This is a genomic window from Nonomuraea sp. NPDC005692 (genome assembly GCF_040631115.1).
Classification (GTDB): domain Bacteria; phylum Actinomycetota; class Actinomycetes; order Streptosporangiales; family Streptosporangiaceae; genus Nonomuraea.
The window spans coordinates 1-15,050 of sequence record NZ_JBEXYU010000043.1 but is presented as its reverse complement, the minus strand read 5'-3'; the positions used below and the strand labels follow the sequence as shown (position 1 = coordinate 15,050).

General features: G+C 72.5%; 13 protein-coding genes. 10 read left to right on the top strand and 3 right to left on the bottom strand.

Annotation, left to right across the window (positions count from 1 at the left end; genetic code table 11):
- The first annotated feature begins 2 nt into the window (after nucleotides 1-2).
- Entirely contained in the window at nucleotides 3-2,042 is a 2,040-nt protein-coding gene (locus tag ABZ459_RS47050) for a bifunctional aldolase/short-chain dehydrogenase (protein ID WP_357986043.1), read from the top strand.
- 16 nt (nucleotides 2,043-2,058) lie between these two features.
- On the opposite strand, the gene ABZ459_RS47045 is transcribed toward ABZ459_RS47050, so the two are convergent.
- Nucleotides 2,059-2,598, bottom strand: coding sequence for a hypothetical protein (locus ABZ459_RS47045; protein WP_357986040.1), 540 nt, complete (start codon nucleotides 2,596-2,598; stop codon nucleotides 2,059-2,061).
- 164 nt (nucleotides 2,599-2,762) lie between these two features.
- Between ABZ459_RS47045 and argC the strand changes: the two genes are divergently transcribed.
- The 8 genes from argC to ABZ459_RS47005 all read left to right on the top strand — a co-directional run bounded on the left by argC (nucleotide 2,763) and on the right by ABZ459_RS47005 (nucleotide 10,736).
- A complete protein-coding gene (gene argC, locus ABZ459_RS47040) occupies nucleotides 2,763-3,785 on the top strand; it encodes an N-acetyl-gamma-glutamyl-phosphate reductase (RefSeq protein WP_357986037.1) in 1,023 nt (340 codons plus the stop codon).
- Nucleotides 3,782-4,933 (top strand): bifunctional glutamate N-acetyltransferase/amino-acid acetyltransferase ArgJ, encoded by a 1,152-nt coding sequence (argJ, locus tag ABZ459_RS47035; protein WP_352364964.1) that lies wholly within the window; start codon nucleotides 3,782-3,784, stop codon nucleotides 4,931-4,933. Before argC ends, argJ begins: the two co-directional genes overlap by 4 nt.
- Complete coding sequence (argB, locus tag ABZ459_RS47030) at nucleotides 4,930-5,805, top strand: acetylglutamate kinase (protein WP_357986034.1); 876 nt, start codon at nucleotides 4,930-4,932, stop codon at nucleotides 5,803-5,805. The genes argJ and argB overlap by 4 nt, the downstream gene beginning before the upstream one ends.
- Complete coding sequence (locus ABZ459_RS47025; RefSeq protein ID WP_357986031.1) at nucleotides 5,802-6,968, top strand: acetylornithine transaminase; 1,167 nt, start codon at nucleotides 5,802-5,804, stop codon at nucleotides 6,966-6,968. Before argB ends, ABZ459_RS47025 begins: the two co-directional genes overlap by 4 nt.
- Nucleotides 6,965-7,912, top strand: coding sequence for an ornithine carbamoyltransferase (gene argF, locus ABZ459_RS47020; protein WP_357986028.1), 948 nt, complete (start codon nucleotides 6,965-6,967; stop codon nucleotides 7,910-7,912). The genes ABZ459_RS47025 and argF overlap by 4 nt, the downstream gene beginning before the upstream one ends.
- Nucleotides 7,909-8,415 carry an arginine repressor gene (locus ABZ459_RS47015; RefSeq protein WP_357986025.1) on the top strand — a complete coding sequence of 169 codons (507 nt, stop codon included), beginning with the start codon at nucleotides 7,909-7,911 and terminating at the stop codon, nucleotides 8,413-8,415. The genes argF and ABZ459_RS47015 overlap by 4 nt, the downstream gene beginning before the upstream one ends.
- A 78-nt stretch (nucleotides 8,416-8,493) precedes the next feature.
- The gene (gene argH, locus ABZ459_RS47010; protein WP_357986022.1) at nucleotides 8,494-9,915 is read left to right on the top strand and encodes an argininosuccinate lyase; all 1,422 of its coding nucleotides are present in this window, start codon (nucleotides 8,494-8,496) and stop codon (nucleotides 9,913-9,915) included.
- Nucleotides 9,897-10,736 (top strand): DNA-3-methyladenine glycosylase, encoded by an 840-nt coding sequence (locus ABZ459_RS47005; protein WP_357986019.1) that lies wholly within the window; start codon nucleotides 9,897-9,899, stop codon nucleotides 10,734-10,736. Before argH ends, ABZ459_RS47005 begins: the two co-directional genes overlap by 19 nt.
- On the opposite strand, the gene ABZ459_RS47000 is transcribed toward ABZ459_RS47005, so the two are convergent.
- On the bottom strand, nucleotides 10,676-11,077 hold the full coding sequence (locus ABZ459_RS47000; protein WP_352330053.1) for a PH domain-containing protein: 402 nt from the start codon (nucleotides 11,075-11,077) through the stop codon (nucleotides 10,676-10,678). The two genes, ABZ459_RS47005 and ABZ459_RS47000, sit on opposite strands and share 61 nt — an antisense overlap.
- Nucleotides 11,078-11,164: 87 nt before the next feature.
- Here ABZ459_RS47000 and tyrS point away from each other — a divergent pair, with 87 nt between their 5' ends.
- Nucleotides 11,165-12,430, top strand: coding sequence for a tyrosine--tRNA ligase (gene tyrS, locus ABZ459_RS46995; RefSeq protein WP_357986017.1), 1,266 nt, complete (start codon nucleotides 11,165-11,167; stop codon nucleotides 12,428-12,430).
- Nucleotides 12,431-12,551: 121 nt separating this feature from the next.
- Here the strand turns inward: tyrS and ABZ459_RS46990 are convergent, their stop codons facing one another.
- Nucleotides 12,552-14,111, bottom strand: a complete 1,560-nt coding sequence (locus ABZ459_RS46990; protein ID WP_357986014.1) for a glycosyltransferase family 39 protein — start codon at nucleotides 14,109-14,111, stop codon at nucleotides 12,552-12,554.
- Between the last annotated feature and the right edge of the window lie 939 nt (nucleotides 14,112-15,050).

Genomic DNA, 15,050 nt, shown 5'->3' with positions numbered 1-15,050 from the left:
CCATGGACGTCATCAACGAACTGCTGGACCGCTCCCACCGCCTGGGCGCCGACCCGCGCAACACCAACTTCGCCGGCGGCAACACCTCCGCCAAGGGCCGCGCCCCCGACCCGGTCACCGGCCAGGACGTCGACCTGCTCTGGGTCAAGGGCTCGGGCGGCGACCTCGGCACGCTCAAGGAGGCGGGCCTGGCCGTCCTGCGCCTGGACCGCCTGCGCGCGCTCGCCGCCGTCCACCCCGGCGTCGAGCGCGAGGACGAGATGGTCGCCGCCTTCGACTACTGCCTGCACGGCAGGGGCGGCGCCGCCCCCTCGATCGACACCGCCATGCACGGCCTGGTCGAGGCCGCCCACGTGGACCACCTGCACCCCGACGCCGGGATCGCCCTGGCCACCGCCCGCGACGGCGAGGAGCTGACCCGGCGGGTCTTCGGCGACCGCGTGGTGTGGGTGCCGTGGCGGCGGCCCGGCTTCCAGCTCGGCCTGGACATCGCCGCCGTCAAGGAGGCCAACCCGCAGGCCATCGGCTGCGTGCTCGGCGGCCACGGCATCACCGCCTGGGGCGCCACCTCGCAGGAGTGCGAGGCCCGGTCCCTGGAGATCATCCGCACCGCCGAGGAGTACCTGGCCGCGAACGGCCGCCCCGACCCGTTCGGGCCGGTGCTGCACGAGCCGCTGCCCGAGGGCGAACGGCACGCGCGGGCCGCCGCGCTGTTCCCGGTCGTGCGCGGGCTGGCCTCGTCCGACGCGCGGCAGGTCGGCCACTACACCGGCACGCCGGAGGTGCTGGACTTCCTCTCCCGCGCCGAGCATCCGCGCCTGGCCGCGCTCGGCACGTCCTGCCCTGACCACTTCCTGCGCACCAAGGTCGCCCCGCTGGTCCTGGACCTGCCGCCGGACGCGCCCCTGGACCAGGCGGTCGCCCGGCTGCGCGAGCTGCACGCCGCCTACCGCGCCGACTACACCGCCTACTACGAGCGCCACGCCACCCCGGACTCGCCGCCGATGCGCGGCGCGGACCCGGCGATCGTGCTGGTGCCCGGCGTCGGCATGTTCTCCTTCGGCAAGGACAAGCAGACCGCCCGCGTGGCCGGCGAGTTCTACGTCAACGCGATCAACGTCATGCGCGGCGCCGAGTCCGTCTCCGCCTACGCGCCCATCCCGGAGTCGGAGAAGTTCCGGATCGAGTACTGGGAGCTGGAGGAGGCCAAGCTGCGCCGGATGCCGAAGCCGAGGCCGCTGGCCGGGCGGGTGGCGCTGGTCACCGGCGCGGGCTCGGGCATCGGCGCGGCGACCGCGCGGCGGCTGGCCGCCGAGGGCGCGTGCGTGGTGCTCGCCGACCGCGACCCGGCCGCCGCCGGGAAGGTGGCCGCCGAGATCGGGGCCGGGGCGTACCGGGCGTCCGACGTCGCGGTGGCCGTGGAGGTGGACGTCACCTCCGAGGAGCAGGTGGTGGCCGCCGTACGGGCCGCCGTGCTCGCCTTCGGCGGCGTGGACCTGGTGGTCAACAACGCCGGCCTGTCGTTGTCGCGCTCCCTGCTGGAGACCAGCCTGGACGACTGGGACCTGCAGCACGACGTGATGGCGCGCGGCTCGTTCCTGGTCTCCCGGGAATGCGCCCGGGTGCTGATCGACCAGGCGATGGGCGGGGACATCGTCTACATCTCCTCCAAGAACGCCGTCTTCGCCGGGCCGAACAACGTCGCCTACGGCGCGGCCAAGGCCGACCAGGCCCACCAGGTCCGCCTGCTGGCCGCCGAGCTGGGCGAGCACGGCGTCCGCGTCAACGGCGTGAACCCCGACGGCGTGGTGCGCGGCTCGGGCATCTTCGCCTCCGGCTGGGGCGCCAACCGCGCGGCGGTGTACGGCGTGGAGGAGGAGCGCCTGGGCGAGTTCTACGCCCGGCGCACCCTGCTCAAGCGCGAGGTCCTGCCCGAGCACGTGGCCGCCGCGGTCTACGCGCTCGCCGGGTCCGACCTGACCCACACCACGGGCCTGCACGTCCCGGTGGACGCGGGCGTCGCCGCCGCCTTCCTCAGGTGAGCCCCGGGTGGCGGCCTCACGAGTAGGCCGCCACCACCCCCACGACCATCAGCAGCGCCCCGGCGGCGGTGACCACGCTGCCCGCCGCCACGGCCGCCCGCCTGGCCCGCCGCCCCGCCCCGGCCCAGTAGAGCAGCACGTAGGGCAGGAACCCGATCCCGCCCAGCCCCACCGCGGGCAGGGCCATCGCGGCCAGCACGCCCCTGGTCCCGGCCGGCGCCGCCCGGTCGCCCTCGGGCGTCAGCTGCGCCCGCGTCACGTCGCCCGCCGCGGAGTCGGGCGAGGCGTCCACCGGGACGGACGGGCCGCCGGAGTCGGGCGTGAAGCGCCCCTTGCAGTCGTAACGCCCCTTGCCCAGGTCGGCGCAGGAGAGCACGGTCAGCGTCCCCGGCGTGCCGGTCCGCCCGGTGGCCAGCCGGAAGTCCTGGACCGACAGCACCGCCGGCAGCACGCAGATCCCCACCCACAGCAGCACGATGACGGCGCGCCCGAACCGCCCGGGACCGGGCCCGCGCGACGGGGTGACGAAGGTGAGATCGGGCAGGAAGTCGCTCATGCCCGGCAGCATCCCGCCCGCCACTTGGGGTTGGCCTGGAAAGGACTGGGACATGCCCCTGTCGCCGGCGCGGGCCGTCCCGGCTTGCATAATCATCCTCTTGAGTGCATCATCTTCACAAGCAAGGTCATGAGATAGGGTGCATAGTTATGCAGGAGGGCCGGATGAGAGCAGCGATCGCGGGAGCCAGCGGCTACGCCGGAGGTGAGCTGCTCCGCCTCCTGCTCGGCCATCCCGAGTTCGAGATCGGCGCGCTCACCGCGGCCTCCAGCGCCGGCAGCCTGCTCGGCGCCCACCAGCCGCACCTGCCGCAGCTCGCCGACCGCGTCCTGGAGGAGACCACGCCGGGCGTGCTCGCCGGGCACGACGTGGTCTTCCTCGCGCTGCCGCACGGCCACTCGGCCGCCGTCGCCGCCGAGCTCGGCGAGGACACGATCGTGGTCGACTGCGGCGCCGACCACCGGCTCGCCGACCCCGCGGCCTGGCAGGAGTTCTACGGCGGCGACCACGCCGGCACCTGGCCCTACGGCCTGCCCGAGCTGCCCGGCCGGCGCGACGTGCTGCGGACGGCCCGGCGCGTCGCCGTCCCCGGCTGCTACCCGACCTCGGTGCTGCTGGCCCTGTGGCCCGCCTTCGCCGCGGGCCTGGCCGGTCCCGACGTCGTCGTGGTGGCCGCCAGCGGCACCAGCGGCGCGGGCAAGGCGGCCAAGGCCCACCTGCTGGGCAGCGAGGTCATGGGCTCGGTCAGCGCGTACGGCGTGGGCGGCGTCCACCGCCACACCCCCGAGATGGAGCAGGGGCTGTCCGCCGTCGCCGGCGCCCCCGTACGCGTCTCCTTCACCCCCACCCTGGCCCCCATGAGCCGCGGCATCCTGGCCACCTGCACCGCCCCCGCCGCCCCCGGCCTCACCCGCGAGTCGCTGCGCACCGCCTACGAGGTCGCGCTGAAGGCCGAGCCGTTCGTCCGGCTCCTGCCCGAGGGCGTCTGGCCGGCCACCTCCATGACGTACGGTGCCAACACCGCCGCCCTCCAGGTGACGCTCGACGAGCGCGCCGGCCGCGTGGTCGCCGTCATCGCCATCGACAACCTCACCAAGGGCACGGCCGGAGGCGCGGTCCAGAGCGTCAACCTCGCCCTCGGCCTGCCGGAAGAGCTCGGCCTTCCCCTGACAGGAGTTGCTCCATGAGTGTCACCGCCCCACTGGGCTTCCGGGCCGCGGGCATCGCCGCCGGCATCAAGTCCGGCGACGCCCGTGACCTGGCCCTCGTCGTCAACGACGGGCCCAGCCGCGCCGCCGCGGGCGTCTTCACCGCCAACCGCGTCAAGGCCGCCCCCGTGCTCTGGTCGCAGCAGGTCCTGGCGGGCGGGCGGTTGCGCGCGGTGGTGCTCAACTCCGGCGGCGCCAACGCCTGCACCGGCCCCGAGGGCTTCCAGGACACCCACGCCACCGCCGAGAAGGTCGCCGAGGTCATCGGCGACAGCGCCGGCGAGATCGCGGTCTGCTCCACCGGCCTGATCGGCGAGCGGCTGCCGATGGAGGCCCTGCTGACCGGCGTCCAGACCGCCGCGGGCCAGCTCTCCCGCGACGGTGGCCTGGCCGCGGCCGACGCCATCCGCACCACCGACACCGTCTCCAAGATCTCCTTCAAGCGGGCCGACGGCTACATGGTCGGCGGCATGGCCAAGGGCGCCGGCATGCTCGCCCCCGCCCTGGCCACCATGCTCTGCGTGATCACCACCGACGCCGACCTGACCAGCGAGGAGCTCGACACGGCGTTGCGCGCCGCCACGGCGACGACCTTCGACCGGCTCGACTCCGACGGCTGCATGTCCACCAACGACACCGTGCTGCTGCTGGCCAGCGGCGCCGCCGGGGTCAGGCCCGACCTGGCCGAGTTCGGGCAGAAGGTGCAGGAGGTCTGCGCCGACCTGGCCAGGCAGCTGCTCGTGGACGCCGAAGGAGCCTCCAAGGCCATCGCCGTCGAGGTCGTCGGCGCCGCCTCCGAGGACGACGCCGTCGAGGTGGGCCGCACCGTCGCCCGTTCCAACCTGCTCAAGTGCGCCATCCACGGCGAGGACCCCAACTGGGGCCGCGTCCTGGCCGCCGTCGGCACGACGAAGGCCGCCTTCGAGCCCGACCGCGTCAACGTCGCCATCAACGGCATCTGGATCTGCCGCGACGGCTCCGTCGGCGACGACCGCTCCAAGGTCGACATGCGCCCCCGGGACGTGACGATCACCATCGACCTGTCGGCCGGCCGCCACAGCGCCACGATCCACACCACGGACCTGACCGCCGAGTACGTCCACGAGAACTCGGCGTACTCCTCGTGAGGGCCGTCACCGCGGCCACCAAGGCCGAGGCGCTGATCGAGGCACTGCCCTGGCTGACCCGCTTCCACGGCGCGACCGTCGTCATCAAGTACGGCGGCAACGCCATGACCGACGAGTCCCTCAAGGAGGGCTTCGCCGAGGACGTCGTGTTCCTGCACCACGCCGGCCTGCGCCCGGTCGTCGTCCACGGCGGCGGCCCGCAGATCAGCAGCGCCCTGGACAGGCACGGCATCGAGTCCACCTTCACCGCCGGGCTGCGCGTCACCACGCCCGAGGCCATGCAGGTCGTCAGGATGGTCCTGGTCGGGCAGGTGGGCCGCGACATCGTCGGCCTGGTCAACCGGCACGGCCCGTTCGCGGTCGGCATGTCCGGCGAGGACGCCTGCCTGTTCACCGCCGAGCGCAAGCTCGCACTCGTCGACGGCGAGCCGGTGGACATCGGCCAGGTCGGCGAGATCGTCAAGGTCGATCCCGGCGCGGTGCGCGCGCTGATCGACGACGGCCGCATCCCGGTCGTCTCCAGCGTCGCCACCGGTGCCGACGGAGAGATCTACAACGTGAATGCGGACACCGCGGCCGCCGCGCTTGCCGTGGCGCTGGGCGCGCAGAAGCTGATCGTGCTCACCGACGTCGAGGGCCTGTACGCCAACTGGCCCGATGACACCGACGTGATCGACCAGCTCGACGCCGACGAGCTGGAGAAGCTGCTGCCCACGCTGTCCAGCGGCATGGTGCCCAAGATGGAGGCGTGCCTGACCGCCGTGCGCGGGGGAGTGCCCCAGGCGCACGTCCTCGACGGCCGCGTGCCCCACTCGATGCTGCTGGAAATCTTCACCAACGAAGGAATCGGAACCATGGTGATGCCCTCATGAACCTCCACGAGCGGTTCGAGCAGGCGTTCATGCCCAACTACGGCGTCCCCCCGATCGCCCTGGCCCGCGGCGAGGGCACCCGCGTCTGGGACGTCGACGGCAAGGAGTACCTCGACTTCATCGGCGGCATCGCGGTCAGCTCGCTCGGCCACGCCCACCCCGCCCTGGTCGAGGCGGTCTCCAAGCAGGTCGCCACGCTCGCCCACACCAGCAACCTGTTCCTGCACGAGCCCGAGGTGCTGCTCGCCGAGCGGCTGCTCGGCCTGCTCAACGCGCCCGCCCGGATTTTCTTCGCCAACTCCGGCACCGAGGCCAACGAGGCCGCCTACAAGCTCGCCGTCAAGTACGGCAAGCGTGAGGGCCGCTCCTACTTCGTCGCCGCCGAGAACGGCTTCCACGGCCGGACGATCGGCGCCCTGTCGCTGACCGGCAAGAAGGCCATCCGCGACCAGTTCGGCCCGTTCCCCGTCGACGTGCGCTTCGTCCCGTACGGCGACGCCGACGCGCTCAAGGAGGCGGTGACCGGCGACTGCATCGCGGTGTTCCTGGAGCCGACGCAGGGCGAGGCCGGTGTCGTCCCGCCGCCCGAGGGCTACTTCGAGGCCGCCCGCGAGATCTGCGACTCGACAGGCGCGCTGCTGGTCGCCGACGAGATCCAGTCGGCGATCGGCCGTACCGGCCACTGGTTCGCCCACCAGGCCGACGGCGTCACCCCCGACATCCTGACCCTGGCCAAGGGCCTCGGCGGCGGCCTGCCGATCGGCGCGTGCGTCGGGTTCGGCGAGGCCGGCCGGCTGTTCGACAAGGGCGACCACGGCTCGACGTTCGGCGGCAACCCGGTCTCGTGCGCGGCGGCGCTGGCCGTGCTGGACAACCTCGACCTCGACCACGTCAAGTCGGTCGCCGCCGGGCTGCGCGGCGGCCTGGAGGCGGTCCGCCACCCGCTGCTGAAGGGCGTGCGCGGGCGCGGCCTGTGGCTGGCCGCCGTCCTGAAGGAGGAGCGGTCCGTGCGGGTGCAGCAGGCCGCCGCCGAGGCGGGCTTCCTGGTCAACGCCCTCCAGCCGGACGCCGTACGCCTCGCGCCGCCGCTCGTGGTCACCCACGAGGAGGTGAACGCCTTCGTCGAGGCGTTCCCCGCGATCCTCGAGGAGGCGTCGGCGTGACCAGGCACCGCGCGGACTCGGCGCAAGTCAGACACTTCCTGCGGGACGACGACCTGAGCCCCGAGGAGCAGGCGGAGGTCCTCGACCTGGCCGCCGCGATGAAGAAGGACCGGTTCGGCTACCGGCCGTTCGAGGGCCCGAAAACCGTCGCCGTCCTGTTCGACAAACCCTCGGCCCGCACCCGCGTCTCCTTCCACACCGGCATCGGCGAGCTCGGCGGCCTGCCGCTCGTCGTGGACAACGTCGCCGTGCTGATGGGCAGGGGCGAGCCGACCGCCGACATCGCCCGCGTGCTCGACCGCCAGGTGGCCGCCATCGTGTGGCGCACCACCGGGCAGCGGCTGGTCGAGGAGATGGCCGCCGCCTCCGCGGTGCCCGTCGTCAACGCGCTCACCGACGACTTCCACCCCTGCCAGATCCTCGCCGACCTGCAGACCGTCCGTGAGCGGCTGGGCGGCACGGCCGGGCTGACGCTGACGTACGTCGGTGACGGCGCCAACAACATGGCGCACTCCTACCTGCTCGGCGGCGCCACTGCCGGCATGCACGTACGGATCGCCGCCCCGGCCGGCTACCAGCCCGACGCCGTGATCCTCGGCCAGGCCGCCGCCGTCGCGGCCAGGACCGGTGGCTCGGTGGTCGCGATGACCGACCCGGCCGCCGCCGTCCAGGGGGCGCACGTGATCGCCACCGACACGTGGGTGTCGATGGGGCAGAGCGGCGAGGAGGAGCGGGCGGCCGCGTTCTCGCCGTACCAGGTGAACGCCGGGCTGCTGGGGCACGCCGCGCCCGAGGCGATCGTCCTGCACTGCCTGCCCGCCTACCGCGGCAAGGAGATCACCGCCGACGTCCTCGACGGGCCGGCCAGCGTCGTGTGGGACCAGGCCGAGAACCGGCTGCACGCCCAGAAGGCCCTGCTCCACTGGCTGGTGACCCGCGGATGACCATCCCGATGACCAAGGCCGCGCGGCAGGCGAAGATCACCGACCTGCTGCAGCGCAAGGCCGTACGCTCCCAGCCCGAGCTGGCCAAGCTGCTGGCCGAGAGCGGCGTCGAGGTCACCCAGGCCACCCTCTCCCGCGACCTGGACGAGCTCGGCGCGCTCAAGCTGCGCGCCGACGACGGCTCCCTGGTGTACGCGCTGCCCGGCGAGGGCGGCGACCGCATCCCGCTCACCAGGACCGGCGGCGGCGAGAGCCCCGCGGCGCGCCTGCACCGCATCGCCGAGGAACTGCTGGTGGCCGCCGAGGCCTCGGCCAACCTGGTCATGGTCCGCACCCCGCCGGGCGCCGCCCAGTTCCTCGCCTCCGCCATCGACCACGCCGACTGGGAGTCCATCCTCGGCACGGTCGCGGGCGACGACACGATCCTGGTCATCAGCCGTGATCCGATGGGCGGCCAGGCCGTCGCGGAGGCGCTGCTGCGCGTGGCGGACCGGCGTGGCTGAACCGGTCGCCGGGATCGCGGCCGCCCCTGACGCAAAGAAGGGCTGAGTTGCACTATGGTCGCGTGGGAAATGGAGGAGATGACGGTGAGTGATGGCAAGCCGATGCGGCTGTGGGGCGGGCGCTTCGAGAGCGGTCCGTCCGACGCGCTGGCCCGGCTGTCGGTGAGCGTGCACTTCGACTGGCGGCTGGTGCCGTACGACCTGGCGGCGTCCAGGGCGCACGCCCGCGTGCTGCACAGGGCGGGGCTGCTGAGCGACGAGGAGCTCGAGCGCATGATCGGCGCGCTCGACGACCTGGAGGCCGCCTGCAAGGCGGGCGAGTTCCGCCCGACCGTGGCCGACGAGGACGTGCACACCGCGCTGGAGCGCGGCCTGCTGGAGCGGCTCGGCTCGCTCGGCGGCAAGCTGCGCGCGGGCCGCAGCCGCAACGACCAGATCGCCACCGACCTGCGCCTCTACCTCCGCGACCACGTGCGCAGCATCGTCTCCCGCCTGGTCGAGCTGGAGACCGCGCTGATGGCCCAGGCCGAGCAGCACGCCGAGACCGCCGCGCCGGGCATGACGCACCTGCAGCACGCCCAGCCCGTCTCCTTCGGCCACCAGCTCCTGGCCCACGTGCACGCCTTCACCCGCGACATCGACCGCCTCACCGACTGGGACAAGCGCGCCGCGGTCTCCCCGCTCGGCTCCGGCGCCCTGGCGGGCTCCTCGCTGCCGCTCGACCCGCAGGCCGTGGCCGAGGAGCTCGGCTTCTCCGCCGCCGCGCCCAACTCGATGGACGCCGTCGCCGACCGCGACTTCGCCGCCGAGTTCCTGTTCGACGCGGCGATGATCGGCGTGCACCTGTCGCGGCTGGGCGAGGAGATCGTCCTGTGGGCCTCGCAGGAGTTCCGCTGGATCGAGATGGACGACGCCTACTCCACCGGCTCGTCGATCATGCCCCAGAAGAAGAACCCCGACGTCGCCGAGCTGGCCCGCGGCAAGTCCGGCCGCCTGATCGGCAACCTCATGTCGATGCTCACCACGCTCAAGGGCCTGCCGCTGACCTACAACCGCGACCTTCAGGAGGACAAGGAGCCGGTGTTCGACTCGGTCGACACGCTGCTGCTCGTCCTGCCCGCGATGGCCGGCCTGGTCGCGACCATGCGCGTCAACACCGCCCGCATGGAGGCCTCGGCCCCCGACGGTTTCGCCCTGGCCACCGACCTGGCCGAGCTGCTGGTGCGGCGCGGCGTGCCGTTCCGCGACGCGCACGAGGCCGTCGGCCACCTGGTGGTCTGGTGCCAGGTCAACGACAAGGACCTCGGCGACCTGAGCGACGACGAGCTGGCCAAGGTCTCGCCGCACCTGACGCCCGACGTCCGCGACGTGCTCAACGTGCCCGGCGCGCTGGCGGCCCGCAAGGCCCACGGCGGCACCGCGCCCGACCGCGTACGCGACCAGCTCGTCGCCCTGCGCGAGGCGGTCGACGCGCAGGCAGCATGGGCCTCGGGCAGCTGAGCGCCGCGCCGCTGCCGCGGAGTTTCTTCGACCGGCCCTCGCACGAGGTCGCGCCCGACCTGCTCGGACGCGTCCTCGTGCACGGCCCGGTCGCCGTCCGCCTCACCGAGGTCGAGGCGTACGGCGGCCCCGGCGAGGACCCGGCGGCCCACACCTACCGCGGCAGGACACCCCGCAACGCCGTCATGTTCGGCCCGCCCGGCCACCTGTACGTGTACTTCACCTACGGCATGCACTTCTGCGCGAACCTCGTCTGCCTGCCCGAGGGCCACGGCTCGGCCGTGCTGGTCCGCGCCGGCGAGATCGTCGCCGGCCTGGACGAGGCCCGCACCCGCCGCACCCCCACCGCCGGCCGGGCCCCGGCGGGCGGTCAGGGCAGCCGGGGCGGTCAGGGCGGCCGGGTGCCGGACCGTGACCTCGCCCGCGGCCCCGCCAGGCTGGCCGTCGCGCTGGGCCTGCTGCGCGAGCACAACGGCCTCGACGCGATCTGGGAAGGCTCACCCGCCGCACTGGGTCCCCTGACCGGGAACCCCGGTGACCCCGGTCACGGACCGCGGCCCGCCACCTGGCTCCCCGGCCAGGGGCCGGAGCACGCGACCTGGCTCACCGGCCTGCCCCACGGGACGGCCGCCGTGCTCGAAGGCCGGCCCGCCGACCCCGGCACGATCAGGTCAGGCCCGCGCACCGGCGTCTCGACCGCCAAGGAGACCCCGTGGCGGTTCTGGATCGACGGCGACCCGACCGTCTCGCCGTACCGCGCTCACGTGCCGCGCCGGCGCAGCTCCGCGGCCACCTCCGTGGGGGAGACGCCCAGCTCGTGAGCGCTGAAGACGTGCAGGTGGTCGCCGGTGTCGATCTCCAGCATCTCGCTGCGCAGCCCGAACCGCCTGCGCACGTCCACCGTGACGTCCTCGATCGCCGCCCACGGCACGTGCCGCCGGCCGGCGAACCCGTGCACCACCGTGATGCCGTCCGCGTCGGCCGACAGCCGTACCGGCACCAGCACGTCGCGCAGCCCCATCCCGCCCACCAGCACGGCCGCCGGCACCGCGAGGATCACCCCGCGCACGTCCCCGGCCACCCACCAGAAGACGGCGAGCCCGGCGCACGCCAGAGCCCCTAAGATCTTGAAAACGGCCAGCTCGCGACGGACCCTCCACATGGACACCGAGCGTATCCAAGTGGCGCGCCGGCACACCGATCGGGCAGGCTAAAGGCACCGACTCCGACTCAGGGAAGCCACATCACCGTGACCGACATCATCGACGACCTCGCGTGGCGAGGATTGATCGCCCAGTCCACCGACCTCGACGCCCTGCGCGCGTCCATGGCCAAGGCACCGATCACGGTCTATTCCGGTTTCGACCCCACAGCGCCGTCCCTGCACATCGGCCACTTCGTGCCGCTGCTCACGCTGCGCCGCCTGCAGCTCGCCGGGCACAACCCGATCGGCCTGGTCGGCGGCGCCACGGGCCTGATCGGCGACCCGAGCGGCCGCAACACCGAGCGTTCGCTCAACTCCAGCGAGATCGTCGCCGAGTGGGTGGAGCGCCTGCGCGGCCAGGTCGGCAAGTTCCTCGACTTCGACGCGGAGTCCAACCCGGCCCGCCTGGTCAGCAACCTCGACTGGACCGGTGAGCTGAGCGCCATCGACTTCCTGCGCGACATCGGCAAGCACTTCCCGGTCAACCGCATGCTCGCCAGGGAGTCGGTCTCCGCCAGGCTCGCGGGGGAGGGGCTCAGCTACACCGAGTTCAGCTACCAGATCCTGCAGTCCAACGACTACCTGGAGCTGTTCCGCCGCTACAACTGCACCTTGCAGATCGGCGGCAGCGACCAGTGGGGCAACATCACGGCGGGCGCCGACCTGATCCGCCGCATCGAGGGCGGGCACGTGCACGTCCTGACCCAGCCGCTGATCACCAAGGCCGACGGCACCAAGTTCGGCAAGACGGCGGGCGGCGCGCTCTGGCTCGACCCCGAGATGACCTCCCCGTACGCCTTCTACCAGTACTTCCTCAACTCCGACGACCGGGACGTGATCCACTACCTGAAGGTGTTCACGTTCCGCAGCCGCGAGGAGATCGAAGAGCTGGAGAAGGCGGTCGCCGAGCGTCCCTTCGCCCGCGAGGCCCAGCGCACGCTGGCCGAAGACCTCACCGAGCTGCTCCACGGCCGCGCCGAGCTGGAAGCGGTCATGGCCGCGTCGAAGGCGCTGTTCGGACAGGGCTCGCTGGAGGACCTGCCCGCCGCCACCCTGGGGGCCGCCCTGGCGGAGGTTCCCAAGGCCACCGTCGCCGAGCTCGGCGCGTCCTTCGTCGACCTGCTGGCCGACAGCGGGCTGGTCGAGTCGAAGTCGGCGGCCAGGCGCGCGGTCAAGGAGGGCGGCGCCTACCTGAACAACGTCAAGATCACTGACGAGGCGTACGTGCCCGAGGCGTCCGACCTGCTGGCGGGCCGGTTCATGGTTCTGCGCCGCGGCAAGAAGTCGATCGGCGGCGTCGAGGTCGCCTGATCCCGACCGGCAAGGCGGGCCCTGCGGGGCCCGCTTTCCGTATGGCGAGGCGAGCCCTGCGGGCTCAACTTCCGCATGACCAGGCGGGCCCCGGGAGGCCCGCCTGTCTCATTTCCGCATCTCATTTCCGCACTGACGTCCGCGTCGGCTTCCGGCCCGGTTTCCGGTCTGGTTTCCGTTCGAACAGGGCCACTGTCAGCCCCGGCAGATCCGCCGAGTGCTTGACCGACACCGGCTCGAACCCCGCCTGTCTCACCTGCGCCACCCGCGGCACGGAGTCGCCCTGCAACCCCGCCTGCTTGGTGCCCCGCCACACCACCCAGACCCGCTCGCGCCCCTTCAACGCCGCCGCGACCTCCGACCTTTCGGGGTAGCCGAAACCGTCGGCGTCCGGCACGTCACCCGTCTTCAGCACGTCGTCCGGCATCGCCGCGTCCGCGTAGTAGTCGAACCCGGCCCGGAGCTGGCTCTGCCCGTACACGACCGCGTCCCCCGGCTCGGCCCTGACCACCCGCAACGCCCAGGGGATGTTCTCGAACCGTCCGTTCTCCTCGCGTACCGTCACATGGTCGGAAACCGCGAGCAGACCCCCCACCAGCACGAGTGCGATCCCCGCCGGCACCGGGAACCGCGGCACCCCCGCCGCGGCCACCCCCGCCAGCAACGCCAGCGCGGGCGCCGTCACGAACAGGTACCGGTCCACGTACGCCGGCGTCACCAGCTGCGAGACCGCGAGCAGCAGCAGCGGCGGCAACACCAGCCACCCCACCCCCGCGACAGCCCACCGCCCCCCGTCCCCGGCCACCGGCTCCCGCCCCGCGGACCCGTCACGATCCCCCCAAGCCTGACCAGGCCCCGCGGAACCGTCACCATCCCCCCGCACCTGATCCGGACCCGCCGACCGGTGCCCGCGTTCTCGCACCCGATCACGGCGCGCCGTCGACTTCCAGAGCACCACCGCGCCGGCCAACGCGACCGCGAACAGCAGCACCCCGGCCCCGGTCGAGCCCGCCGCCATCTTCGGGAACTTGAGCCACACCTCCGGCCCACGCTGCGGGATCCAGCTGATCGCGTGCCGCTCCCCGAACCCGATCAGCCCCAGCACGACCACGGGCAGACCTCCGATCCCCAGCGCCACCGCCATCCGCACCAGCAGCCCACGCCGAGCCAGGGCAAGGTGCGCGGGCAGCGCCAGCACCGCGAACAGATGCGTGCAGCACACCAGTGCCACCGCCACCCCGTACGCCACCCATCGTCGCGGGCTCGGGCGCTCCACCGCCCGGTGCAGCGCCCAGAACGAGAACACCACCGCAGCCGCCGCGAACGCATAGGACCTGGCGAAAGCCCCGTAATAGGAAACGGAGGGCAGGATCGCGAGCAGCGCCGCCCCGATCACCCCCGCCCGCACACTGTGCAGCCGCCTCCCCAGGTCGGCGAGGAACCAGGCCGCCACCCCGATAGCCACCGCCGACGGCAGTCGCAACCATAGTTCGGCCGTGCCGGCCTTCACCCAGAAGTGCATGAACAGGTAGTACGGCAGGAAGTGCCCGTCGATGTGCCGGGCCAGCTCCCACAACCCCCCCAGTGACCGGGAAGCCGCGCTGATGGTGGCCAGCTCGTCACCGTTCAGGGTGGCCGCCCCCGTCCCCGAGAACGCCACCGCCCCCGCGACCAGAGCCATCCACCAAGGGGAGGAGGAACGCAGACGGGTCGCAGGCTGGACCGAAGGGGCAATTGTGGCGGCAGTGGTCACCGGGGCAGAATACGCGCCCCTCCGCACCCCCGCCCTGCACTCTCAACCCGGCAGCCGTCCGATCGAGCTGGTCAGCGCCCATGCCTCACCACCGCCTCCACGCACCGGTCACTGCCTTCGTCGCGATGCCCCGAAGCCATCACAAGCCGGCACCTCAGAGCAGCAAGTCCGGCAACCTCTACCGCGCCCCGCCCGCAGAGCCCGAACGAGCCACCCCACACCGCTGCCCCCGCCACATCCGACCCAATTGCACTCTCCTCTCCTACCAACCCCCTCTCTTCGAGCTCGCCGATCACTCCCTCCCACAGCCATCACCGCCCATCCAGCTGAGGACCGCCCGCCCCGGCTGAGGCCGGCCCTCGTCGGCGATGCCTCGCGCGGCACGCATGACGAGCACCTTCACCCCGCGTTCCGCCATGCCCCCGTCCGGCGATTTGACGTGTCGCGGATCGCGACCTAATCTTTCACTTCGTCCCCGGAGCGAGCCGGACGCCGATGAGGCGGACGGGCCCCGGGACAAGCCCCTTGAGATGACAAGCCACCTCGGTCGAGGCGCTTCAACGCGCTTTGGCATGGGTTGTCCTCTGGCGCCCGAAGCACGCCGAATAATCGGTTGATTCGACAAGTGCCGGATGACACGGTAAGTTACGAGGGTTGCCTCGGAAGCGGGGCATCCAATCCTAGACAGGTTTGGTCCGGTTTGTTCAAGTCTCCGGATTTGACACGAAATCGGCGGGCCTGCTAAGATTAAGAAGACGAAATGAACGCCTCTGAACGAGGATCCGGGAACGGGTTCTGGTGAGGAAGTACGCGTCCGTTTCTTGAGAACTCAACAGTGTGTTAAAAGCCAGTGCATGAAACACATGC

Coding starts and splice junctions, on each gene's coding strand:
- ABZ459_RS47050 (WP_357986043.1), top strand. CDS start 3: ATGGACGTCATCAACGAACTGCTGGACCGCTCCCACCGCCTGGGCGCC.
- ABZ459_RS47045 (WP_357986040.1), bottom strand. CDS start 2,598: ATGAGCGACTTCCTGCCCGATCTCACCTTCGTCACCCCGTCGCGCGGG.
- argC (WP_357986037.1), top strand. CDS start 2,763: ATGAGAGCAGCGATCGCGGGAGCCAGCGGCTACGCCGGAGGTGAGCTG.
- argJ (WP_352364964.1), top strand. CDS start 3,782: ATGAGTGTCACCGCCCCACTGGGCTTCCGGGCCGCGGGCATCGCCGCC.
- ABZ459_RS47025 (WP_357986031.1), top strand. CDS start 5,802: ATGAACCTCCACGAGCGGTTCGAGCAGGCGTTCATGCCCAACTACGGC.
- ABZ459_RS47015 (WP_357986025.1), top strand. CDS start 7,909: ATGACCATCCCGATGACCAAGGCCGCGCGGCAGGCGAAGATCACCGAC.
- argH (WP_357986022.1), top strand. CDS start 8,494: ATGACGGTGAGTGATGGCAAGCCGATGCGGCTGTGGGGCGGGCGCTTC.
- ABZ459_RS47005 (WP_357986019.1), top strand. CDS start 9,897: ATGGGCCTCGGGCAGCTGAGCGCCGCGCCGCTGCCGCGGAGTTTCTTC.
- ABZ459_RS47000 (WP_352330053.1), bottom strand. CDS start 11,077: ATGTGGAGGGTCCGTCGCGAGCTGGCCGTTTTCAAGATCTTAGGGGCT.
- ABZ459_RS46990 (WP_357986014.1), bottom strand. CDS start 14,111: ATGGCTCTGGTCGCGGGGGCGGTGGCGTTCTCGGGGACGGGGGCGGCC.